The organism is Martelella mediterranea (assembly GCF_004342225.1).
GTDB lineage: Bacteria > Pseudomonadota > Alphaproteobacteria > Rhizobiales > Rhizobiaceae > Martelella > Martelella mediterranea_B.
The window spans coordinates 114,880-134,389 of the sequence record NZ_SMAR01000007.1 but is presented as its reverse complement, the minus strand read 5'-3'; the positions used below and the strand labels follow the sequence as shown (position 1 = coordinate 134,389).

24 protein-coding genes and 1 tRNA gene are annotated in these 19,510 nt (G+C 59.0%); 24 read left to right on the top strand and 1 reads right to left on the bottom strand.

Features of this window, described 5'->3' with window-relative positions; translation table 11 throughout:
* The 23 genes from EDC90_RS07075 to EDC90_RS06970 all read left to right on the top strand — a co-directional run bounded on the left by EDC90_RS07075 (position 1) and on the right by EDC90_RS06970 (position 18,133).
* Positions 1-402, top strand: a complete 402-nt coding sequence (locus tag EDC90_RS07075) for a helix-hairpin-helix domain-containing protein (RefSeq protein ID WP_132309923.1) — start codon at positions 1-3, stop codon at positions 400-402.
* A gap of 122 nt (positions 403-524) precedes the next feature.
* Complete coding sequence (locus EDC90_RS07070) at positions 525-941, top strand: gp436 family protein (protein WP_132309921.1); 417 nt, start codon at positions 525-527, stop codon at positions 939-941.
* Positions 941-1,420 (top strand): phage virion morphogenesis protein, encoded by a 480-nt coding sequence (locus EDC90_RS07065; RefSeq protein ID WP_132309919.1) that lies wholly within the window; start codon positions 941-943, stop codon positions 1,418-1,420. The genes EDC90_RS07070 and EDC90_RS07065 overlap by 1 nt, the downstream gene beginning before the upstream one ends.
* Positions 1,421-1,595: 175 nt before the next feature.
* A complete protein-coding gene (locus EDC90_RS07060) occupies positions 1,596-2,105 on the top strand; it encodes a hypothetical protein (RefSeq protein ID WP_132309917.1) in 510 nt (169 codons plus the stop codon).
* A complete protein-coding gene (locus tag EDC90_RS07055; protein WP_132309915.1) occupies positions 2,098-2,640 on the top strand; it encodes a phage baseplate assembly protein V in 543 nt (180 codons plus the stop codon). Before EDC90_RS07060 ends, EDC90_RS07055 begins: the two co-directional genes overlap by 8 nt.
* Positions 2,641-2,653: 13 nt before the next feature.
* Positions 2,654-2,836 carry a hypothetical protein gene (locus tag EDC90_RS07050; RefSeq protein ID WP_132309913.1) on the top strand — a complete coding sequence of 61 codons (183 nt, stop codon included), beginning with the start codon at positions 2,654-2,656 and terminating at the stop codon, positions 2,834-2,836.
* Positions 2,837-2,840: 4 nt separating this feature from the next.
* Complete coding sequence (locus EDC90_RS07045) at positions 2,841-3,035, top strand: hypothetical protein (RefSeq protein ID WP_132309911.1); 195 nt, start codon at positions 2,841-2,843, stop codon at positions 3,033-3,035.
* Between the two features lie 17 nt (positions 3,036-3,052).
* Entirely contained in the window at positions 3,053-3,433 is a 381-nt protein-coding gene (locus EDC90_RS20845) for a baseplate assembly protein (protein ID WP_165972766.1), read from the top strand.
* Positions 3,430-4,353: a baseplate J/gp47 family protein gene (locus EDC90_RS07040; RefSeq protein ID WP_165972765.1), complete on the top strand. Its 924-nt coding sequence runs from the start codon at positions 3,430-3,432 to the stop codon at positions 4,351-4,353. Before EDC90_RS20845 ends, EDC90_RS07040 begins: the two co-directional genes overlap by 4 nt.
* A complete protein-coding gene (locus EDC90_RS07035; protein WP_132309907.1) occupies positions 4,350-5,513 on the top strand; it encodes a phage tail protein I in 1,164 nt (387 codons plus the stop codon). The genes EDC90_RS07040 and EDC90_RS07035 overlap by 4 nt, the downstream gene beginning before the upstream one ends.
* 1 nt (position 5,514) lies before the next feature.
* A complete protein-coding gene (locus EDC90_RS07030; protein ID WP_132309905.1) occupies positions 5,515-7,869 on the top strand; it encodes a hypothetical protein in 2,355 nt (784 codons plus the stop codon).
* Between the two features lie 104 nt (positions 7,870-7,973).
* Complete coding sequence (locus EDC90_RS07025; protein WP_132309903.1) at positions 7,974-8,954, top strand: hypothetical protein; 981 nt, start codon at positions 7,974-7,976, stop codon at positions 8,952-8,954.
* A complete protein-coding gene (locus EDC90_RS07020) occupies positions 8,954-9,610 on the top strand; it encodes a DUF4376 domain-containing protein (RefSeq protein ID WP_132309901.1) in 657 nt (218 codons plus the stop codon). Before EDC90_RS07025 ends, EDC90_RS07020 begins: the two co-directional genes overlap by 1 nt.
* 157 nt (positions 9,611-9,767) lie before the next feature.
* Positions 9,768-11,036 (top strand): phage tail sheath subtilisin-like domain-containing protein, encoded by a 1,269-nt coding sequence (locus tag EDC90_RS07015; protein ID WP_132309899.1) that lies wholly within the window; start codon positions 9,768-9,770, stop codon positions 11,034-11,036.
* Positions 11,037-11,108: 72 nt separating this feature from the next.
* The gene (locus tag EDC90_RS07010) at positions 11,109-11,636 is read left to right on the top strand and encodes a phage major tail tube protein (protein ID WP_245510967.1); all 528 of its coding nucleotides are present in this window, start codon (positions 11,109-11,111) and stop codon (positions 11,634-11,636) included.
* Positions 11,637-11,865: 229 nt separating this feature from the next.
* Positions 11,866-12,258 (top strand): phage tail assembly protein, encoded by a 393-nt coding sequence (locus EDC90_RS07005; protein ID WP_132309897.1) that lies wholly within the window; start codon positions 11,866-11,868, stop codon positions 12,256-12,258.
* Positions 12,259-12,384: 126 nt separating this feature from the next.
* Positions 12,385-14,706, top strand: a complete 2,322-nt coding sequence (locus tag EDC90_RS07000) for a phage tail tape measure protein (protein WP_132309895.1) — start codon at positions 12,385-12,387, stop codon at positions 14,704-14,706.
* A complete protein-coding gene (locus EDC90_RS06995; protein WP_132309892.1) occupies positions 14,706-15,143 on the top strand; it encodes a phage tail protein in 438 nt (145 codons plus the stop codon). Before EDC90_RS07000 ends, EDC90_RS06995 begins: the two co-directional genes overlap by 1 nt.
* A gap of 2 nt (positions 15,144-15,145) precedes the next feature.
* On the top strand, positions 15,146-15,403 hold the full coding sequence (locus tag EDC90_RS06990; RefSeq protein ID WP_132309890.1) for a tail protein X: 258 nt from the start codon (positions 15,146-15,148) through the stop codon (positions 15,401-15,403).
* On the top strand, positions 15,403-16,374 hold the full coding sequence (locus EDC90_RS06985) for a phage late control D family protein (protein WP_132309888.1): 972 nt from the start codon (positions 15,403-15,405) through the stop codon (positions 16,372-16,374). The genes EDC90_RS06990 and EDC90_RS06985 overlap by 1 nt, the downstream gene beginning before the upstream one ends.
* A gap of 143 nt (positions 16,375-16,517) precedes the next feature.
* A complete protein-coding gene (locus EDC90_RS06980) occupies positions 16,518-17,339 on the top strand; it encodes a DNA adenine methylase (RefSeq protein WP_132309886.1) in 822 nt (273 codons plus the stop codon).
* 112 nt (positions 17,340-17,451) lie between these two features.
* Positions 17,452-17,670, top strand: a complete 219-nt coding sequence (locus EDC90_RS06975) for a hypothetical protein (protein ID WP_132309884.1) — start codon at positions 17,452-17,454, stop codon at positions 17,668-17,670.
* A gap of 265 nt (positions 17,671-17,935) precedes the next feature.
* Complete coding sequence (locus EDC90_RS06970) at positions 17,936-18,133, top strand: hypothetical protein (protein WP_132309881.1); 198 nt, start codon at positions 17,936-17,938, stop codon at positions 18,131-18,133.
* 147 nt (positions 18,134-18,280) lie between these two features.
* Here EDC90_RS06970 and EDC90_RS06965 read toward each other — a convergent pair.
* A tRNA-Ser gene (locus tag EDC90_RS06965) sits at positions 18,281-18,370 on the bottom strand.
* Positions 18,371-18,766: 396 nt separating this feature from the next.
* Here EDC90_RS06965 and msrA point away from each other — a divergent pair.
* Positions 18,767-19,417 (top strand): peptide-methionine (S)-S-oxide reductase MsrA, encoded by a 651-nt coding sequence (msrA, locus tag EDC90_RS06960; RefSeq protein WP_132309879.1) that lies wholly within the window; start codon positions 18,767-18,769, stop codon positions 19,415-19,417.
* The last annotated feature ends 93 nt before the right edge of the window (positions 19,418-19,510 follow it).

Below are 19,510 nucleotides of genomic sequence, written 5' to 3'. Positions count from 1 at the left end.
ATGGAAGAACTGACGAAAATTTCCGGTATCGGTCAGGCAACGGCGAAGAAACTGGCCGAGGCCGGGTTTGCCGATCTGGCAACCCTTGCCGCCGCCGATCCGCAAAAGGCCCCGGAAGGCATTGCGCCGGAAGACTGGCAGAAATGGATTGCTGCCGCCAGCGCTGCCGCGACACCGGCGAACCCCGGCAACGAAGATGCAGGCGCTGGCGATCAGCAGCAAGCAACGCAACCGGCACTCCCAGATGTTCCGGACACCAAGCCGGAGACGGCTGCCAAAGGCCCGGTCTGCCATATCCGCGTGCGCTACCGGCGTCAGTATTTTTGCCCTGGCGAGCACTTGCCTGTCGATATTTCCGCCGAGGATCTGGCGGAGCTGAAAACGCTAAAAGCGATCAGCTGAAATACCGCGCGGGAGCGCCGCGAAGAGATTGCCTTTCCCCTTGTCGGGCAATCTCTGAAGCCCGGAAAGGGGTCGACCTCCCATCCCTTTCAAAACAGCGGCAAACAATCTGAGAGAAAACCATGCGTTACGCGACCAGGACAGACATAGACGCGATCTACGGCCCGGATTTTCTCACCGGCATGCTGGATGAGGGCGTGGACCCGGATGAAGCGGTTGGCCATGCGCTCGACATGGCGTCGACCGAAATCGACACGCATCTATCTGCCCGCTATCGCCTGCCGCTGGCAAATGCACCGGCGGCCCTGAAACTGCCAGCGATCAATATCGCGATCTATACGCTGGCCAACCGTCACACATTCCTGACCCAGACCATCCGCGAACGCTATGAAGATGCGATTGCACTTTTGAAACGCATTGCCGACGGCAAGGCCGGGCTCGGCATGGACGAGCCGGTGATTGAAACCGGCGACGGCGCGTCGGACGGCGGTGCTGCCTATTTCGGACATGAGCGCCTGTTCGAACGCGGGAGGTTCTGATGGCTGGCATTGATCTTCAGGTTTTCGATCAGGGCCTTGAAGCCGCTTTGAACGGGCTTAACGGCATCTTCAATGCACCGCTTGACGATCTGTCGGAAGGCATTGGCCGTCTCGTCCAGGAGCAGACCCGCCGCCGCATTGCCGATGAAAAGACAGCACCGGACGGAACCGCCTGGAAAGAGAACGCGGCGCAAACCTCAACGCTCTACGCCGAAGGTGCGCTCTATCGTTCGATCGACTATGAGGCATCGCCGTCTTCGGTCAAGGTCGGGTCCGCCCTGGTTTATGCCCGCATCCACCAGCAGGGCGGCAAGATTGAGCCAAAGTCGGCCAAGGCGCTGGCCTTCAAGATCGGCGGTCAGTTCCGCATGGTCAAATCCGTCACCATGCCTGCGCGTCCTTATCTCGGCCTATCCGCCGATAACCGCAGCGAAGTCGTCGAAACCACGGAAGACTGGCTTGGAGGCCTCTTGCAATGAAGTCGTTTCGTCCTCACGGCCGCACCGGGCTTCGCCCTGACCTCCGGACGGGGCGGGCAAGGATGCCCGACGCCCGTTCGGGCTACGTGGTTCTTAGCGCGACTGCGCGTCGCCAAAGGTTTGGCGCGCCGTCCGCAGCGAAATGGCGCAGCCATGACAGCGCGAGGACAGAACCATGAGCGGTCGCATTAACACCTTCCGGAACGCCGTGCGCGATCATATCAAGACGCTGCTCCCGGCTTTGCGCTCCTGCGAAATCCAGTTCGGCCGCTTCGACATCGATGCGCTTGACCGGTTTTCGATCCGCGCGCCGTCCGTCCGCGTGGCCGTCCTTTCCAGCGAGAGCGAACAGGAAGCGTCTGACCGCAAGTCGGCGGTCCTCAAATGCGCGGCCTTCGCCATCACTGAAGGTCGCGACCACGAAGAAAGCGCCTGGACGATTGCAGAGGCGATCTTCACCGATCTGTCACCGGCGCAGATGTTCGGACTGTTGAAGCTTTCCGGGCCATCGGCTGTGCGGATCACACCGATTGTCACCGGTGACCTGAAAAACCGTTCGGTCTCCATCATTGCGGTCGAATGGACGCAAACCCTGCGCCATCTCGGCGAAGGCATCTTCAATGATGAAGGCCATGTCATCACCGAGTTTTACCTCAACGGCGAAGAGGTGCAGACCGATGGATGATGTGACACGCGCCATCATGAACCTGTCTTCGCGCATTGAGGACATCAGCCGCCGCCAGGCCGCCATGATCCTGTCGGGCAAGGTCGCCGCGATCGACGGCAACCGGGTGCGCCTGGAACTTGGCCCCGCCGATGAGGCCACCGGCAAGCCTTTCCTGTCACCATGGGTCCAGCTTCAGGATGCTGCAGGCGCGACCGGCACGAATTTGCCGGTGAAGGTCGGCGATCCGATGCGGCTTTTATCACCGAATGGCGAGATCGGGTCCGCCTCTCTCGCCGTGCGTGACAGCCACACGAAAGACGCACCGAACCCGGCTGAGCAGAATTCGGATTTCGTCATCGCTTATGGCGGCGGCTCAATCGTCATGCGTGATGGTGAGGTTGTTCTGTCGGGCGGCGGTGCATCCGTGCGTCTTTCCGGTGGCGACATTGATCTGCTCTCCGGCAATCTCCGCCACAACCAAAAGAATGTCGGCGACACGCACAAGCATGGTGGCGTGAAGCCTGGCGGCAGCAACACCGACGAACCCGTTTAGAAAGAGGAAACAGATGAAAAAGACATTCAACGTCACCGAAAAAGCAGGCGCATGGGTGGCCGGTCGCCGGTCGCCCGGCAGCGGCAAGCCGATCACGCTGACGGAAGAACAGGCGCGCTACCCGCTGATCGCCGGTGAGATTGCGTTGCCCGCAGCTAAAACCGCAAAGCCGAAGACAGAGAAGTCCGGAGACTGAAACCATGCGCGTGAAAGTAGGAGACAAGTGGTTTGACGCAAAGGAGCAACCGATCTGCATCCAGTACAGTGATGGTGAGCGAGAGCAGATCAACAGCAATCGCGGATCGAACCGCAAATATGCTCAGTTCCCGGATGGCTGGGGAACGCCTGACGACATGCGCGATTGGATGGCAGACCCGTCCGATCAGTCCAGATAACACCGGAGATTGACGCCATGCGTGCGGGGCTTGATGCAGAGACGGGAAAGGTGCTGACCGGCTGGGACCATTGCGTCCAGTCGATCGGCAAATGCATTTCCACGCGCTATGCCAGCCGCCCGGCGCGCCGCCATATCGGTTCGGTCGTGCCAGAACTTCAGGACGCCAATGCGGGTGCCGTCACCATCTTCAAAACCTTTTCCGCCATCGCCGAGGCGATCAACGATCCCGATACCGGCGAGCCGGGCTTTTCGCTGCAATCCATCGCCATGACCGAATACGGCCGCGCCGGTCGCTTTGCCTTCCAGCTCAACGGCATCTTCTATCCGCGTGGCCACCTTGGCGATTATTCGATTTCCGAGGCCCGCAGCCTCACTGTTCCAGGGAGCGCATCGTGAGTTACTCTGCTGACACGCTCGACCTTTCCACCTTGCCCGCAGCCCAGCTTGTCGAGATCGACCGCGAAGCGATCATCGCCGCGCGCAAGGCACTTTATGGAGAGATATGGGAAGCCGCACGTGCCAGGAACCCGGACCTGCCTGCCTTCGATACGCTGGCGCTCGAATATGAGCCGGTCACCATCGCCTCGGAAAGTTTTGGCGTGGCCGAAACGGTTCTGCTGGCTGCGATCAACGATGCGGGAAAGAAGCTGCGCCTTGCCCAGGCAAACGGTGCTGACCTTGACCATCTGGCAACAACCTATCACCGCACCGCTCGCAAGACCGTCCGCGCCGCGACCGCAGACACACCGGCCATCACCGAGACCGATACGGCTTATCGCGAGCGGTCGCAGCTCGCCCCCGAAGCGCTGGCCGATATGGGCCTGACGCCCGGCGGCTACATCTACAAAATTCGCTCCGCCTTTGCCGATCGGATCAAGCATGTCTGGCCGATCAATCGCGGCAATGGCCGTGTCGAGATCCGCGTGCTGGGGCGTGACGGCAACGGCGCGGTCCCGGCTTCAACACTTGCCGAGATCATTCAGGCGTTTCGCCCGGAAGAGGGACAGCAATCGACCGATGTCCTGACTGTTCTTTCCGCCGATATCCAGCCCGTCACGTGGGACGTGACCCTCTTCATGAAGCGCGGCCCCGATCCCGCCCAGGTCAAGGCGCTGGCGAAGGATCAACTCACCGCACTGGCCGCAAAGCTGCACCGGCTCAACGAAGCCCATTATGTCGAGGCCATCGCATCGGCGGCCCATGTCGGCCCGGTGGCGACGGTGCGCGTCGATGCGCCAGCCGCCGCCATCGCGGCCCGTCCGGAGCAGGCCGTTTTCGTTGAGGCGATCAACGTTGAAACGGAGGTGCTGGCATGATCGTTTCAGAACTTCCAGCCAATGCCGGAGCCTTTGAGCGCACACTCGGTCAGGTCAATGCCGAGCGGCTCAACAATATCCGGAGCCAGATCCCGGTTCTGGAAACGCTGTGGGACGCATGGTCCTGCCCGGAAAGCGAGCTGCCCTTGCTTGCCTGGGCGCTGTCGGTTGATGTCTGGAATGATGACTGGCCGGTCAAGCGCAAGCGCAAGGTGGTCGCCGAGGCTTTGACCTATCATCGCCGCAAGACCACGCCAGCAGGCGTGCGCATGGCGTTGTCTTATCGTGATGCCGAACTGGTCTCCTGTAACCTGCCGCGCCACGGCTTCTTCGTTGATCGCGCAGTCTCGGCCGAGCGTGAAAAAGTCTGGGCGGAGGGCCTGCCGGAGATCCGCATTTATGATCCGGCCGTGATCGTCCGGTCAGGTTCACCGCGTCGCTTTGCCGGGGTCAATCTGTTCGCCCGTGGCGATGCCCGCCTGTCTCGCAAGGCGGTTCTGGTCGAGGGTGACAACGAAATCCGTCTGGCGATACGGCCGCAGGGTTTAAGCGAGAAGATCACGTTCCCGGCGCGTCGCCGGAAAATGCTGATTGCCGGACGCGGTCAGTCCTTCAGGCGCGCAGGCCCGCGCAAGCTTGACGAAACCGTGCTGGCGGTGCGTCCGTCGATCGCGGGCGGTGCCTATGTCCGGCCCGCTGCTGTTGACGGTGATAACGGAGCCTTCGTAGCGGCTTCAAAGAAGCTTCAAACCGGCGTTGAAGCCCGTTTCACACCCGCCGGGCGTGGTGGCTTGCGCACGGTCGCGCCGGTCGCAATTGCCAATGGCTACGTATCGCTGAAGTTTTCCAGAAAAACCGGTGTCTCCACGGCCCATCACCCGCTCAATGTCGTTGGCAAATCCCGCGTTACCCGCAAGCCGTTTTCCGCCTGCTGGACGGTTGGCTGGTCGCGTCAGCTGCCGCGCGGGCGGTTTGCCCAGGGACGCAAGGTGGCCGCCGCGAGCGAGCCACGGGTGCTGACCTTTATCGAGGCGATCAAAGCGGCCTCCGCGCTTCGTGATGAAGACGCAATCTCACTGAAAGCAACCCGGCGTCTCACCTTCGCCGACATTCGTAACATCCCGGCCGGAACCAAGTTCGGCGACAGAAGGAGCATTTGATATGTATAAGCGCGTAGTGGTTTCAGAAGCCCAGGGCGTCACCGAAACGGATTTCGAGCGCCTCGGTACCTATCCTCAAAGCGGCTTTGAATTTCTCGGCCGTGACCTGCTTCAGACCAGTATTGTCTATGCGGATTTCACCGTCTCGCAGTCCGATACCGTGACCGTCCAGATTGCACCTGGCCGGGTCTATGACAGTGGTAAAATGTATGCCTCTGAAAGCGTCGAAGAGCGCTCGGTTGCTGCCTTCGTGCCGGTCACAGCTGGTCAGTCGGTCATCTGCCTTGTGGTTGCGCAGGGACAGGAGGTCTCCGACGATCTGGAAAACCGCTATTATGAGCGGGCGATTGACGCGCAGAACCCGGATGCAGGCACGCAGCAAACCGTTGAAGACGACTATCGCACCAAGAACCGCAAGGTTGTTCTGACCGTTGTGCCTGGAACCGAAGCCGCCCGGCCGATTGCGCCAACCGCACCGATCGGCTCGGTTGCCGTGGCCGAGATCCTGATCGGTACATCCGGCATTCAGACGATTACCATGCGCCCGGACGGAAAGGCCCAGACGCTTGAGAAAGTCGCCAGCCAGCAGCAATCCATTCAGGCAGCCCTTGCGGTGATGATGCAGAATATTGAGGGCCTGCGCGCTGACCAGGCAGGGATCAAGGCCCAGCTTGCCGGATCGGCTTCGAAGTCGACCATGGCAGCGCTCGCCGTCGATATGGCGCTGATCAAGGATCGCCTCGACATTGCCGATGACGGTGCGCCCTATTGGGCCGACCGCTTTCTCGACCGCCAAGAGACCGATGACGCTCATGTCGATTTCGATGCACTGGTCGAGGAAGGCATTCGCTTCAATCATGATGGCGTCAACGAGTTCGCGCTGTCGCTTTACAACCCGAACGACCCGAACCTGATGCATGCCGCCTCCGGCCTGATCTGCCCGAAATATCAACCGGTCGAAGGCATCGCGGTGACGGAAGCATCCGGCGAGATGGCGCTTGGCGGTTTGTCGGTTCAAAACATCACGGTCGAGCATCTGACGGAAAGCCGTGAGCGTATCCGCTATGGCAGTTCCATGACCATCTGCAACAATTCGCAGTGGTGGCATTCCGGTCACTATGACCCGATTGCGGGGATCTTCACCGCAGCCAATGGCGACACCTACAAGGCCGCGCCGGTTCTTGAAGGCTACACCGCGTCTAGTTCGGTGGATCATCAGGCTGTCCGCCTGCAGCGCTTCTGGACCGATACGATTTCGGTGCCTTATGACAAATACAAGGTCAATGAGCAGACGATTTCCGGCGTGGTCAAGGCTGAAAGCTTCCTGATCCATCAGGAGCGCTGGACACCGCGCACATGGCTGGGCATCAAGGCTTGGGGCGATGGTGCGGAGGTAACCGCCGTTCTGGTCGAATGCCGCAATGATGGCACGCCGGACCCGAAACGCGCTTTGGCCTCGGTCACCAAGACGGCCGCCGATTTTACCGCATGGCCGGAACGGACCTATTTCACCTTCGACAAGCCGCGCCTGTTGAAACCGCTTGCCGGTTCCGGTTCGAAGGCGCGCGCCTATGCGATCATGTATTTCGTCACCGGCGATGTGACGGTCGCCACCGCAGACGGTTCAGCCTTCCTCGGCGGCAACCTGTTCACCTCGACGGACGGTATCTATTTCGACGGTGACGTGACACGCGATCTGATCATGGGCATCGACTTCTGCGCCTTCGAAATCACCCAGATGCCGATCCGGCTGAATAGCTGGCAGCTGACAGGCGGTATTGAAAGCATCGATATTCTCGCCCCGCAGCTCGTCCCGTCCGCCGCCAATGTGGTTTATGAGATCAACGTCAACGGTTCATGGAAGGCACTGTCGGCCCAGAACTCTGACGCTGCTTTCATCAATGGCATTACCGCGCTTTACGAAACCCGCGTGGTGTTCACCGGAACCGAATGGGGCATGCCGATCATCGAAATGGGCGACAGCCGCGTGCGGCTCACCCGGCCAAAAGATCAGCTGACATGGCTTTCCACGGATTGGGCGCTGGGTGAACAGGCCAGCGAAATGAAGCTGCGGGCCGTCGTCGGGGCATGGGATGCCGCGCGTCATACCATGGTGCCAACGATCCTCAGCGGCGTGGACTTTGCCACCGAAACCCCCGCCACCGAAACGATCGTTCGCCCGGTCGTTGGCCGGTCGCAGGCCCGGCCCGATCAGGAGGCGGCTGTCGAGATCGAATGGACGTTCGATCTTTCGGCCACCACGCCGGACACGGTGAAACTGAAACTGGAAGCGGCCACCAACAATGCCCGCGTGCCGTTCCATGTCGAATGGCTGGTCGCGCGTAAAACGGCTTAAGGAAAAAGGAACGGCGAAGCCGCAAGCCCAAGCGGGCGTCGGGCACGTTTGCCCGCCCCGTCCGGAGCGAAATGGCGAAGCCATGACAGCGTGAGGACAGACATATGGTCCGCAAATATGAGAAAGAGTACCGACTTCGCGAGAACGACGACGTTCTTCTGCGCCTGAAGGACGTGTTGCGCGACATCGACCTTCGCGTCGATGCGATCGAATTGCTCGGCGATGCCTTCACCAAAGGCAACAGGCTTGATGTCGATGCGCTGGTAAAATCCATCAATGACGACTTTGCGCAGAAATCGGCGCAACTGGCCGATCTGCTCGGCGAGCTCGAAAATGGCCTGACGCCCGATCGCATCATCGAGACAGACGAGAAGCGGTTCACGTCGGATACCGAGATCGCCGGCCTGCAGGATGCGACCGCAGCGGTTGCCACCGCGCTTGCAACCGGGCTGGCGCAAAAGCTCAACAGCGCCACCTTCACCGCCCACCGGGATGACAAGAATAATCCGCACGCCGTCACCAAGGCGCAGCTTGGGCTGTCCAAAGTCCAGAACCTGACGCCGGCCGAAATGCCGGTCAGCGAGCCTCAGGCGGCAGCCATTGCATCGAGGGTCGCCAAGAGCGCGAACCTGTCCGACCTTGATGACGTGGACGCGGCCCGAGAAAACATCGGCGCGCAGGCCAGTCTCGGTTATGCGCCAGTCAACAAGGCCGGCGATACGATCAACGGCTGGGTGACGTTCAAGGATGGTTTCGGATCTGATCGAAACATTTCCGTTGGCGGCGCAGCGTTTGCCACCAACGGAAATGCTGATGGTTCCATCTGGGCACAATGGGGTAGCACCAGCGCTTTTGCCGCCATCGGAAATCGGATCGAGAGCCGAGCGGCAGCGTATGCCAACGCAAGGGCTCCCGCAGGAGCGCGAATAAAGCATGACTCCGGCACCTATGAGGTCGGCCATGTCGATGTGTCGTCGGTAAACCTCACAGTGGATTGTTCGGATGAAATGGCATTGACCGGCCTCCGCACGAACGATTTTTCGAATTGGGTGCACGTCCGCGCCAAGTATTTGAGGAACTACTGATGCCCACGACGATTTCTCCTGACAGCGCAAATGCCCTGAACCCTGATCTGGATCGTGAAGCGCTCGGTCACCTGTTGTCGCTGGCATATCCGGACGCATCTGCCGGTCAGGACTTTAAGACGGGACACCTGATTGACGATAGCACCGACCAGCGTCTCGGCTCGGCTGTGATCCTCAAATGGCATGTTGATGCGGATTTCCCATCACCGAATGATCTTCATGCTATGCTGGATCGACACCGGGATGCCGTCGAGGCGTTTGTCGCAGCCCGCGATAGCCGCATGATGCGCAAAGCCGTGGATGCGGCGCGCGACCGGCGCATTGCAGACGGTTTTCTGTTCGACGGCGTTGCCTACCAGTCTCGTCCCGGTGATATCGACAAGATATCCCGCTGGGCGGCATCGGCCCGAAACGCAATGGACGCCGGGGCGACATCTGGTGACTATCGCTGGCACGGTCAGGATTACGACTTTGTGTGGATCGCGGCGGACAATGGGTCTCACAGGCTGGATGCACCGACCATGGCCGCGCTGGGTGAGGCCGTTCTGGCGCATGAACAGGGGCATATTCTGGCGGCCCGACTGATCAAGGATATGGACCCCATTCCTGCCGATTATGAAAACGACAGTTACTGGCCTGTGCCTTCGGGCGGTTAACGCCCAACCAGATTGCAGACCGGCCGAACCTCTGCTACCTCTAATGCCAGCCGAACACCCCGACCCGTAGAGCCTGACACTGTCAGGCTCTTTTGCGTTTCAAGCCCCGCATAACCTGTCTTCAACGCTCATTCAAACCGCGCTGGAGATCAGGTTCATGGCGACAGCCGCATTCAATCACGGCACCCGCGTTGTCGATGCTTCATCCGAAGCCCGCTCGCTTGAGGTCGCCGATACTTCATCCATTGGCGCATGCGTGACCGCGCCTGAAGCCGATACGGATATCTTTCCGCCCGACGAGCCGGTTGCTTTCTACACCCACGAGACGGAAAAGGTTGCAGCCCTTGGCGCAAGCGGAACCGCGCTCGATATCGTCAATGCCGTCAAATCTCAGGGCATTGAAGCCCAGCTTGTCTTTTCCCGCGTTGAAGAAGGCGTCGATGCCGATGCGACCATGGCGAATATGGTCGGCTCGGCTGCGGCCATGACCGGGCTTCATGCGCTTTCCTATGCGCGTGGTCATGTCGGCGTCGAGCCGGATCTGATCATCGCGCCGGGCTATACGGCAGGCCGCATTGAAGATGCCAAGAACCCGGTCGCCGATGCCATCGAGCAGATCGCCAACAAGCTGAAAGCCATCGGCATTGCCGATACCGGTGGGCCGGATGCCGATGCGTCGCTTGCCTACCGCGCCGATTTTTCATCCCGCTACATGTATCTGGTCGATCCCTTCGTGCGGGTGCTTTCGGGCACCGATATCATTGCCAAACCGGCGTCCGGCTTTGTCGCGTCCATGTTCGTCAAGCGCGACAAGCAGAAGGGCGGGCCTTACTGGTCGCCCTCCAATCAGGATGTCCTGGGCATTCTCGGCACGGCCCGGCCGATCACATATTTTTCCGGTGAGATCGACCACGAGGCCAACAAGCTCAACGCGGCGGGCATTGCCACTTTCATTCCGTCCCGGCTCGTCCAGGGCGTGGGCGGAAACTTTTCCGCCAATGGCCGCATTCTCTGGGGCAACCGCACCACCTCCGAGGATAATCTCTGGGGTTTCGTTAATGTCGTGCGCACCCGCGCGGCAATCGAGAAAACGCTGATTGATGGCTTCCGCTGGGCCAATGACGAAAACCTGACCGCCCAGCATATTCTGGCCGTCATGCGTTCGGTTCAGGCCTTCCTTGATGAGCTGAAAAACGCCACGGCCATTCTCGGCGGCAATGTCTTCTGGGACCGCGACGCCAATCCGAATGCGAACCTGCGGCTTGGCAAGCTGCGCGTCGAATTCGATGCGGAGGAAACCCCGCCGCTGGAAGACCTGATTTTCGGATCGCGCCGCAACGAGGCCTATTTCGACAATCTGGCCGCCGACGTGCAGCGGATGATGAGCGTCTCGTTCGAAACCCCGATTTCCGACCTCACGAATTAGGAGACAAGCAATTCCAGCAAAAGTGGATGCCGGTTTTGCGTGAAGGAATTGCGTCACTAAAGGAGAATTTTCATGGCTGTCATAGCACCACGGATTATGCGCGGCTTCACGCTGGTCGCCGATGACGACGCCAATCTGGCGCTGTCGATCGAAGAGCTGGCGCTGCCCACGCTTGAAGAGACGGTCGAGACCTTCCAGCCAGGCGGGGCCGATGGCGAAGTCGAGATTGCTGGCCTTGGCACCAAGGCGCTGACCCTTGGCGCTAAGGTAAAAGGCGTTGCGCCCGGCATTAATGCCATGTTCGCCGGTGAACCCGGCACGCGGCGCACCTGGACCGGCAAGACACTGGTGGTCGATGAAGAGACCGGCGAAGAACATGAACACGCCATAGACGTTCTCGGCCGCCTGACCAAGATCGGTCCGGCCGCGATGCAGGGCGGCAAGGTCAACGGCTATGACTACGAGGTCAAGTCGATCTGGACCTACACCGAATACTGGAACGGTCAGGTGCTGCACCGTTTCTCGCTCAAAACCGGTGGCTGGGACATTCAGAATTTCGACCAGATGAACAGCCATCGCCGTTCGTTTTTGTTTAGTTGATTAGCTCTGTCCTCACGGCCAACCGTGGCCGACGCGCGGTCGCGCTTGCGAAACCTTGCAGGCTTCGGGGTGCCATACGGCAAGACGGTGCGAGGGAAAAGAACCGGCGAAGCCGCAAGCCCAAGCGGGCGTCCGAGCCAATGCGAGGCCCCGTCCGGAGCGAAATGGCGAAGCCATGGCAGCGTGAGGACAAGACAACAACGCTAACGTAAACAAAGGAAATGTCGCAATGACCCCGCTGAAGTCCAAAGTCACCATTCCGCTTTCTGTCCCGGTCGAGTTTACCACCGAAGACGATAAACCCGCCACGCGTGACAGCATCACCATCAAGCGGCCGAAGCTGCGCCATGCCAAGCGTCTGGCCGTGCTGGTCGGCCCGGAGCTGGTCAAGGCGCTGATGGCCAATGGCGAGACCGAAATCGACAAGGCAAAGCTCGCCACCGAAATTTCCGGAGCGATGATGAAGGCTGACGTCCTGGACGAGGCAACAGCCGTTCTTGCCGATATGTGCGGCGAAACCGCCGATTTCATCGACGGCCTCGACTGGAACGATTTGCCGAAACTGTTTGAGGCGTTTGTCGATTTTTTTCCGGCGCTCCTGTCAGCCGCGCCTTCGAAATAGCCGCTGACCTGGCCTTTTTCTTCCGCTGGTCGCCGGAAGACATCGACGAACTGCCTTTCGATGAGGCGGTTCGCTACCGCGCCGAAATCCAACGCCTTGCTAGCCTGAGACAACAGGAGAACTGACATGGATGCGTCACTTGTCATTCGCCTGGTGGATAAGTTCAACGGCCCCGCGCAGCGTCTGCGCGAGGGCTTTAAGCGTGTTGCAGACGGCGCGTCGCGGATGAAGAAAAATGTCGGCGGGGCCATTGCCACGCGCTTTTCCGTCGACAATCTGGAAGCGGCCACCCAGAAGGCCGAGGCCAATCTGCAGAAGGCGCGGCAGCGCCTTCTCGGCGCTGCCGCCATGGGCGCTATCATCGTTTCGCCAATCATGATGGCGGCTGACTTCTCTGCCCAGATGGCCAATGTCTCAACCCTGATTGATACGTCCGTGGAAAGCATGGACGCGATGAAGAGCAAGGTGCTCGAAATCGCTGCCCGCACGCCGGTGAAGCTGAATGACCTGACCGGCGCGCTTTATGATGTGCGTTCGGCCGGAATATCCGCCGCTGACCAATTCAGGGTTCTGGAAGGCTCAGCAAGGCTGGGTGTTGCCGGTCTCGGTTCAACGAAATCAGCGGTCGATCTGGTGACCTCGTCGATCAACGCGTTCAACCTCGAAGGTGAAGAGCAGAACCGCATCTATGATGTGATCTTCAAGACCGTCAAAAACGGCAAGACCACGATTGACGGTCTTGCTCAGGGCTTCGGTGATGTTGCTGGAACGGTTGCTAACGCAGGCATCGGTGTCGACGAATATCTGGCTTCTGTCGCAGCGATGACGACAACTGGCATGAAAGCTGCTCAGGTTCATACACAAATCCGTGCAGCTATCAGCGGCTTGACCAAGGATACCAAAGAGACCCGTTCCGTTTTCAAGGAACTTGGAGCCAAGAATTTCAAAGACCTGGTCGATCAATCCGGTGGCATGGTGCAGGCGTTTAGCCGCATTCGTGATGCCCTCGGTGGAAATGATGCGGCGCTTCAGAAGCTGTTAGGTTCACAAGAGGCCTATAACGCCGTTATTGGGCTGACCGGCTCGCAAAACGAGGTGTTCACGTCCACGCTTGATGACATGCGCAACGGCGCGAATGCGGTCGACGAAGCCTACCGCAAGCAATCGGAAGAATTCACCGCGCAGTTCGCAATGCTGAAGAACCAGCTTTCGGCCATGGCGATCACGATCGGCAACGTTCTGCTTCCGGTGGTTCTGGAGATCGTGCAGGAGGTTCGCCCGCTTATCGATCAGGTTTTAGCCTGGACGCAGGCCAATCCGGAATTAACCCGCACAATTGTCATGGCCGTTGCCGGGCTTCTGGCCTTCAATATTGCCACACGACTGGCCAGCTTTGCCGTTGCAGGCTTGCGCATGCCGCTGCTGGGACTGACAGGTGCCTTCCTGAAATTCGATAAGTCGGGCAAGAATGTTGCCTCCGGCTGGCGGTTGATTGCCGGTGCTGGCCGCATGCTGGCCGGTTCCTTTGGCCTGCTTGGTACACTTGGCAGCGGGCTGGTCACAGTTCTGGCGGGGATTTCAGCGCCAGTCTGGGCCGTCGGCGCGGCCATCGCGGCTGCCGCCCTGTTGGTGTGGAAATACTGGGATCACGTTAGTTCGTTTCTCTCGGGCTTTTTCGGGCCGCTGAAAGACCTGCTCGGCGGCGCGCTCGATTTTGTCGGCGGCAAGATCGACTGGCTGCTGGACAAGTTCTCCGCCATCACCGGCATTGATACATCCGGCGCAAAACAGGCCGTCCGCGATTTCTTCGACTTCTCCGGCATCATTGATGGCGCGAAGGAACTGCTCGACGGGGCGTTTGCCTGGCTCAAAGGGCTTTTCAAACAGGAAAAGCTCACCGATGAAGAAAAGGCCAACTATGAGAATGCCGGTCGCGAGATCGGCGAAAAGATCGCCAACGGCATCAAGGCCGGAGCCGCCTTCATCTGGGAATGGCTCACGAACTGGCCCGCCTTGATCCGCGAGAAGATCGGTACAATCGATCTTTCCGGCGTCTTCAAAAAACCGGCATGGCTCGACCGGTTGCTTGGCGGCGGCGGTGACGATGACGAACCGCCTGCAGAACCGGCCAATGATAACGGTGCATCTTCAGCCTATGCCGATATCGGTCCGCCGATCGGCCAGCCGTCAACGGCAGATGAAAAAAGCTGGCTTGGCAAATCATGGGACTGGATGACCGGCGCTGGCGATGAGCTGGAACAAAGCGCATCGCGCTCCGGCAAGGCCGTTGAAGACGGCGGCAAGGCCGCAGGCAATGCCATGCAGGATGCGGCGAGCGCCATCACTGCCGCCGCCGGTGAACTGCGCACGGCAACCGCCAATGCACGCGCCTCCGGAGGCGGGCTGTCTTCCGCGCAATCCGGTACGTTTTACGATGGAGATGATTGATGGGCATGCCGCTTCTGGGCCTTGGGCCGCACACGTTTGAGGTCACCAGTCTGAATTTCCAGTCGATCCGTAGGCGCACCGAAACCGAGCTGGCCGAAATCGCCCGTTTCGGCGGGCGCGCTGGCACACAGTTTACCGGCCACAAGCGCGGCACCATCACCATATCCGGCCTGCTGTTTCCCGAAGAGTTCGATGACCGCGCGGAATACGAGAAGCTGCGCGCCAGCCAGATGGCCGGTCGCCCGCTTTCGTTTACCGGCTGGGCCGTTGGTACCGGCACGGCAGCGGAAGTCTTCGGGCTTGTGATGATCAAGGCTATTGAGGACACGCAAACCTATATCGGGCCGGACGGCAAAGGCCGCCGCATCCAGTATGCAATCGAGCTTGCACCAAGCCATGAGGCCGGTGGAAAACCGGTCGGCCTGTTCGGGATGTGATCATGACGAAGCTGCCAGCAACCACCATCAAAGTGAACAAGGAAGATGCCAGCCTTGATCTGGTCTGCTTTGAATTCGCCTATGCTCGCCTTGGCGACCGCAAACAGGCCGGGCTGCTTTACGGCTATGTCGAGGCAACGCTCGCCATCAATCCCGGCCTTGCCGCGCTCGGTTCGGTTTTGCCGATCGGCACGGTTGTTCACCTGCCGGAGTTCGAGACTGCGGCAAAGCCCGCTGAAACCGTGAGGCTCTGGGACTGATGGCCACGCCCTTTATCGAAGCGAAGGTCAACGGTTCAGCCGTCCGGGATGGTTTTTACAATCGCCTGGTCTCGGCTTCCATTGTCGATAATACGCAAGACACCGCCGACACCTGCGAACTGACCTTTGACGATGCCGACAATGCCGTTGCCATTCCACCGGCCGGTGCGAAGCTTCAGCTCGATTTCGGCTACCGGCCGGGCGGTGCGGCCAGGATGGGCCTGTTTGAAATCGAAAAGCCGAAGATCAGGGGCGGCAGCGGTGGCGAGTTTATCACGCTGTCCGGCCGCTCGACCGATATGCGCAAGGCGGTGAAGGAACCGGCCGACGAGCATTTCGACGATATGAGCGCAGGCGATATCGTCCGCCAGCTTGCCGATCGGCACGGTTATGATGCCAAGGTCTCGGAAAACTTCGACCAGCTTGTCATTCCCTATATCGCGCGGACCAATCAAAGCACGGCCGATTTTTTAAGCCGTCTGGCCCGGCGCACCGGCGCGCAATTTTCCATCAAGGATGGAAAGTTCTTATTTTTAGAACCCGGCATTCTCGCCCCGATCACGATCGACAAAGCGGAATGCGCAAGCTGGTCATTTTCCATCGAGCCGCGCCCGACCTACGGCAATGCGAAGGCGGGCTGGTACGATCGGGAAACCAACACGGTTCAGACAACGACCGCTGAAACCGGCCTTGAAGGCCCTTCGAAGACGCTTCGAACCACCTATGCCACAAAAGAGGAAGCCGAAGCCGCCGCGCGATCCGAGGCCAACCGGCAGGCGGCCAAAACCGGCTCCGGCTCGATCACCATGGCAGGCCGCACCGATATTCTGGCAGGCACCACGATCAATGCCACCGGTTTCCGCCAGGAAGCTGCTGGCCTCTGGTACGTCAAATCGGTGCGTCACCAGTTCTCCAATGGCTACTCAGTCCAGATCAGTCTGGAGGCAACAAAGGAGGGCAAGAAAGCATGATGTGACAGGTGGCCAGGGCAAGCCCTGGCGGCGGGGACTGGATGGGGGTCCGAACCCGCCCGACAGCAACACACGATAACCGTCGCACCCGTACCCGCGAAAAGCGGGCAGCGGCTTTGTGACTGAGTCGTGAGATATTTGAAATGGTAAATCAGCAGCCGGTTACGCCGGTCACGCCTGCGGCCGGTTATATCGGTGGCAAGCGCATCCTCTCGAAAACCGTCATCGCCAAGATCAACGCGATCGATCATGATGGCTACGCAGAACCGTTTGTGGGCATGGGCGGGGTGTTTCTGCGCCGGGACCATCAGCCGAAAACAGAAGTGATCAACGATATCAGTGGTGATGTTGCCAACTTCTTCCGCATCCTGCAGCGCCACTTTCCGCAGTTCATGGATACGCTTCGCTTCCAGATCTCCGGCCGCCGCGAATTCGAACGGCTGATGAAGACGGACCCAACGACGCTCACCGATCTGGAGCGATCGGCCCGCTTTCTTTATCTTCAGCGTCTGGCCTTCGGCGGCAAGGTGGCTGGCCGGAATTTCGGCGTCAGCAAAACCACCAGCGCCCGGTTCAATCTGACCAAGCTTGCCTCAACGCTGGAGGATATCCACGAGCGTCTTGCCGGTGTCGTGATCGAGTGCCTGCCGTGGCAGGAGTTCATTCGCCGCTATGATCGGCCGGGCATGCTGTTTTATCTCGACCCGCCATATTGGGGCAATGAGACCGACTACGGAACCGGCGTCTTCGGCCGGGATGATTTCGAACAGATGGCAGATGTTCTCGAAGGACTTCAAGGCACCTTCATTCTGTCTTTGAACGCGGTTCAAGGCGTCTTTGAAACCTTCGCCCGTTTCGACATCGAGGAGGTCGACTGCACCTATTCGATATCGGACGGCAACGGGAAGGGCGTGAAGGAGGTGATCATAACGCCAGCAAAGACCCTGCGCATGGCGGCAGAATGAAGCGAAGAGCAGCAAAATTGATTCACGTCCGGCCGACGGAAGCACGTGGATTGCTCGTCTTCGACGGCCACGAGAGCGATGGTCCGGTCATCAACCATCATAGGAGATAAAGATGATCGATAAACGCGAAACCATGAAGCAGCTGATCAAGACCATGCAGGTCTCGGCCGAGGAGATCATGAACATCACCGATCTGGCGTCAAAGGATATTGAGGAAAACGGCCCGAACTGCGCGGTCGGCGGCTTATGCCGGTTGGATGAACATCTGGAGGAGATCGCCGCCATGCTCTCGGCAACCCGCTCCATCAACCGCATGCGAACTGAGCGTTAGAAACAGCAGCCCCGCCTCATGAGAATGGGGCGGGCTTCTTCTTAACTAAAGGGCAAAGAACATGATGATTTTAGGCATGCTGTTGTTGGCCATCATTCTCGTAAGCTTGGACAGCAGCGATACCAAACCACGAAATTACACGCCAACGACCAGCCCTGGTGGATCAGGTAAGAAGCCGCCCAAACGAGACTGATGATTGACCTTGAGGCCCCGTGTACTCAAAGTCGCAAACAGATAACGCTCCGGACACGGAAGGGAGCCATGCATGTTTAAAGTTGACTGGAAACAGGCACCAAGGGAAGCGCGGTGGTGGGCCATGGACGCCGACGGCAAGGCGCACTGGTATTGCAAACCCAGGGCCGCCGCATTCACGACCTTCTGGTACGCCGATATGACCGACGCCCCGATCTTTGGCTATGATGGAGACTGGAAGGAAAGTCTGCAGGAGCGGCCCGCCAAGTGACGTTGCGCGCTACATTTCAAAAAACAAAATTCCGGATCGTGCTGTCAAAATTCCGGAACCGCGCGTCACGCTACATACCTTGAAATGTACCTCAACCAACCCTGGAAATAAAACCATGAATAAAAACATGATCTTGGGACGAGGTAATGGCGGACAGAGAGGGATTCGAACCCTCGATACGGTTTCCCGTATACACGCGTTCCAGGCGTGCGCCTTCGACCGCTCGGCCACCTGTCCAAAGTCCGCGTAAGAGGCCGAAGCCATCAATCGGGACCGGCGCGATATATACCGATGATCCGTGAATGATCAACCCAATTCTGACAGTTTTTTAAAGCGTTTGCGCCTTTCGGGCCTGATTGGCATAAAATGATGGTGTTTTCATACATTCGGCTCCTTCAAGCGCTTCGATTTTGAACTGGTTGCGATGCGTCCGGATAAGTTGTCATCTTGCCGAAAGCTGCTGCCGTTTCTATCTATCTGGTAGTATCGTCCGCTGGAGCCGGTAAAGTTCAACACTCTATCGCGTTTTGCTCCCGCAATGGCGTCGTAAATGGAAAACGATATCCAGACGCAACAGGCCAAAAGACATTCCGCCCGAACGGGCCGGTCATTTCGAAGATCATGGAGTCGATCATGCTGTTTTCAGCGCTGAAGAAAGACAAGGTGGAACTGCCAACACCTGAAACCGCTTTGCCGGGACGGTCTCAGCCCATTCCCACTGCGTCCCATCATTTTGTCAACGGGCATCCGCTGGCCCCGCCTTATCCTGAGGGCATGAAAGAAGTCATGCTCGGCATGGGGTGCTTCTGGGGCGCGGAGCGGCTTTTGTGGAATACACCGGGTGTCTATGTCACGGTTGCCGGATATTCCGGAGGCATCACGCCGAACCCCACCTATGAGGAAACCTGTACGGGGTTGACCGGTCATACCGAGGTCGTGCGTGTGATCTATGATCCTGAAATTGTGAGCCTTGAAAAGCTTTTGCAGATCTTTTTCGAAGCGCATGACCCGACACAGGGTATGCGACAGGGCAACGATATTGGCACAACTTACCGTTCCGCGATCTATCTTGCTGATCCGGCAGAACTGGATTTGGCAAAAGCGATCCGGGACAGGTTTCAGACCGCGCTCAATGGGACGGGGCACGCCGAACCGATCACGACGGAGATTACGTCTGCCGGAGCGTTCTATCCGGCTGAGGATTATCATCAGCAGTATCTTGCCAAGAACCCGGGTGGATATTGCGGCCTTCGCGGAACAGGCGTTTCCTGCCCCGTTGGTTAAGGTCAGGTCAGGCCGTTCATAGCGAAATGACGAAGGGAAGTGCGGTTGCGCTTCCCTTTTCTTTTGGGCGGTTCATCCGAATTTTGCTCAAAT

Coding starts and splice junctions, on each gene's coding strand:
- EDC90_RS07075 (WP_132309923.1), top strand. CDS start 1: ATGGAAGAACTGACGAAAATTTCCGGTATCGGTCAGGCAACGGCGAAG.
- EDC90_RS07070 (WP_132309921.1), top strand. CDS start 525: ATGCGTTACGCGACCAGGACAGACATAGACGCGATCTACGGCCCGGAT.
- EDC90_RS07065 (WP_132309919.1), top strand. CDS start 941: ATGGCTGGCATTGATCTTCAGGTTTTCGATCAGGGCCTTGAAGCCGCT.
- EDC90_RS07060 (WP_132309917.1), top strand. CDS start 1,596: ATGAGCGGTCGCATTAACACCTTCCGGAACGCCGTGCGCGATCATATC.
- EDC90_RS07055 (WP_132309915.1), top strand. CDS start 2,098: ATGGATGATGTGACACGCGCCATCATGAACCTGTCTTCGCGCATTGAG.
- EDC90_RS07050 (WP_132309913.1), top strand. CDS start 2,654: ATGAAAAAGACATTCAACGTCACCGAAAAAGCAGGCGCATGGGTGGCC.
- EDC90_RS07045 (WP_132309911.1), top strand. CDS start 2,841: ATGCGCGTGAAAGTAGGAGACAAGTGGTTTGACGCAAAGGAGCAACCG.
- EDC90_RS20845 (WP_165972766.1), top strand. CDS start 3,053: ATGCGTGCGGGGCTTGATGCAGAGACGGGAAAGGTGCTGACCGGCTGG.
- EDC90_RS07035 (WP_132309907.1), top strand. CDS start 4,350: ATGATCGTTTCAGAACTTCCAGCCAATGCCGGAGCCTTTGAGCGCACA.
- EDC90_RS07030 (WP_132309905.1), top strand. CDS start 5,515: ATGTATAAGCGCGTAGTGGTTTCAGAAGCCCAGGGCGTCACCGAAACG.
- EDC90_RS07025 (WP_132309903.1), top strand. CDS start 7,974: ATGGTCCGCAAATATGAGAAAGAGTACCGACTTCGCGAGAACGACGAC.
- EDC90_RS07020 (WP_132309901.1), top strand. CDS start 8,954: ATGCCCACGACGATTTCTCCTGACAGCGCAAATGCCCTGAACCCTGAT.
- EDC90_RS07015 (WP_132309899.1), top strand. CDS start 9,768: ATGGCGACAGCCGCATTCAATCACGGCACCCGCGTTGTCGATGCTTCA.
- EDC90_RS07010 (WP_245510967.1), top strand. CDS start 11,109: ATGGCTGTCATAGCACCACGGATTATGCGCGGCTTCACGCTGGTCGCC.
- EDC90_RS07005 (WP_132309897.1), top strand. CDS start 11,866: ATGACCCCGCTGAAGTCCAAAGTCACCATTCCGCTTTCTGTCCCGGTC.
- EDC90_RS07000 (WP_132309895.1), top strand. CDS start 12,385: ATGGATGCGTCACTTGTCATTCGCCTGGTGGATAAGTTCAACGGCCCC.
- EDC90_RS06995 (WP_132309892.1), top strand. CDS start 14,706: ATGGGCATGCCGCTTCTGGGCCTTGGGCCGCACACGTTTGAGGTCACC.
- EDC90_RS06990 (WP_132309890.1), top strand. CDS start 15,146: ATGACGAAGCTGCCAGCAACCACCATCAAAGTGAACAAGGAAGATGCC.
- EDC90_RS06985 (WP_132309888.1), top strand. CDS start 15,403: ATGGCCACGCCCTTTATCGAAGCGAAGGTCAACGGTTCAGCCGTCCGG.
- EDC90_RS06980 (WP_132309886.1), top strand. CDS start 16,518: ATGGTAAATCAGCAGCCGGTTACGCCGGTCACGCCTGCGGCCGGTTAT.
- EDC90_RS06975 (WP_132309884.1), top strand. CDS start 17,452: ATGATCGATAAACGCGAAACCATGAAGCAGCTGATCAAGACCATGCAG.
- EDC90_RS06970 (WP_132309881.1), top strand. CDS start 17,936: ATGTTTAAAGTTGACTGGAAACAGGCACCAAGGGAAGCGCGGTGGTGG.
- msrA (WP_132309879.1), top strand. CDS start 18,767: ATGCTGTTTTCAGCGCTGAAGAAAGACAAGGTGGAACTGCCAACACCT.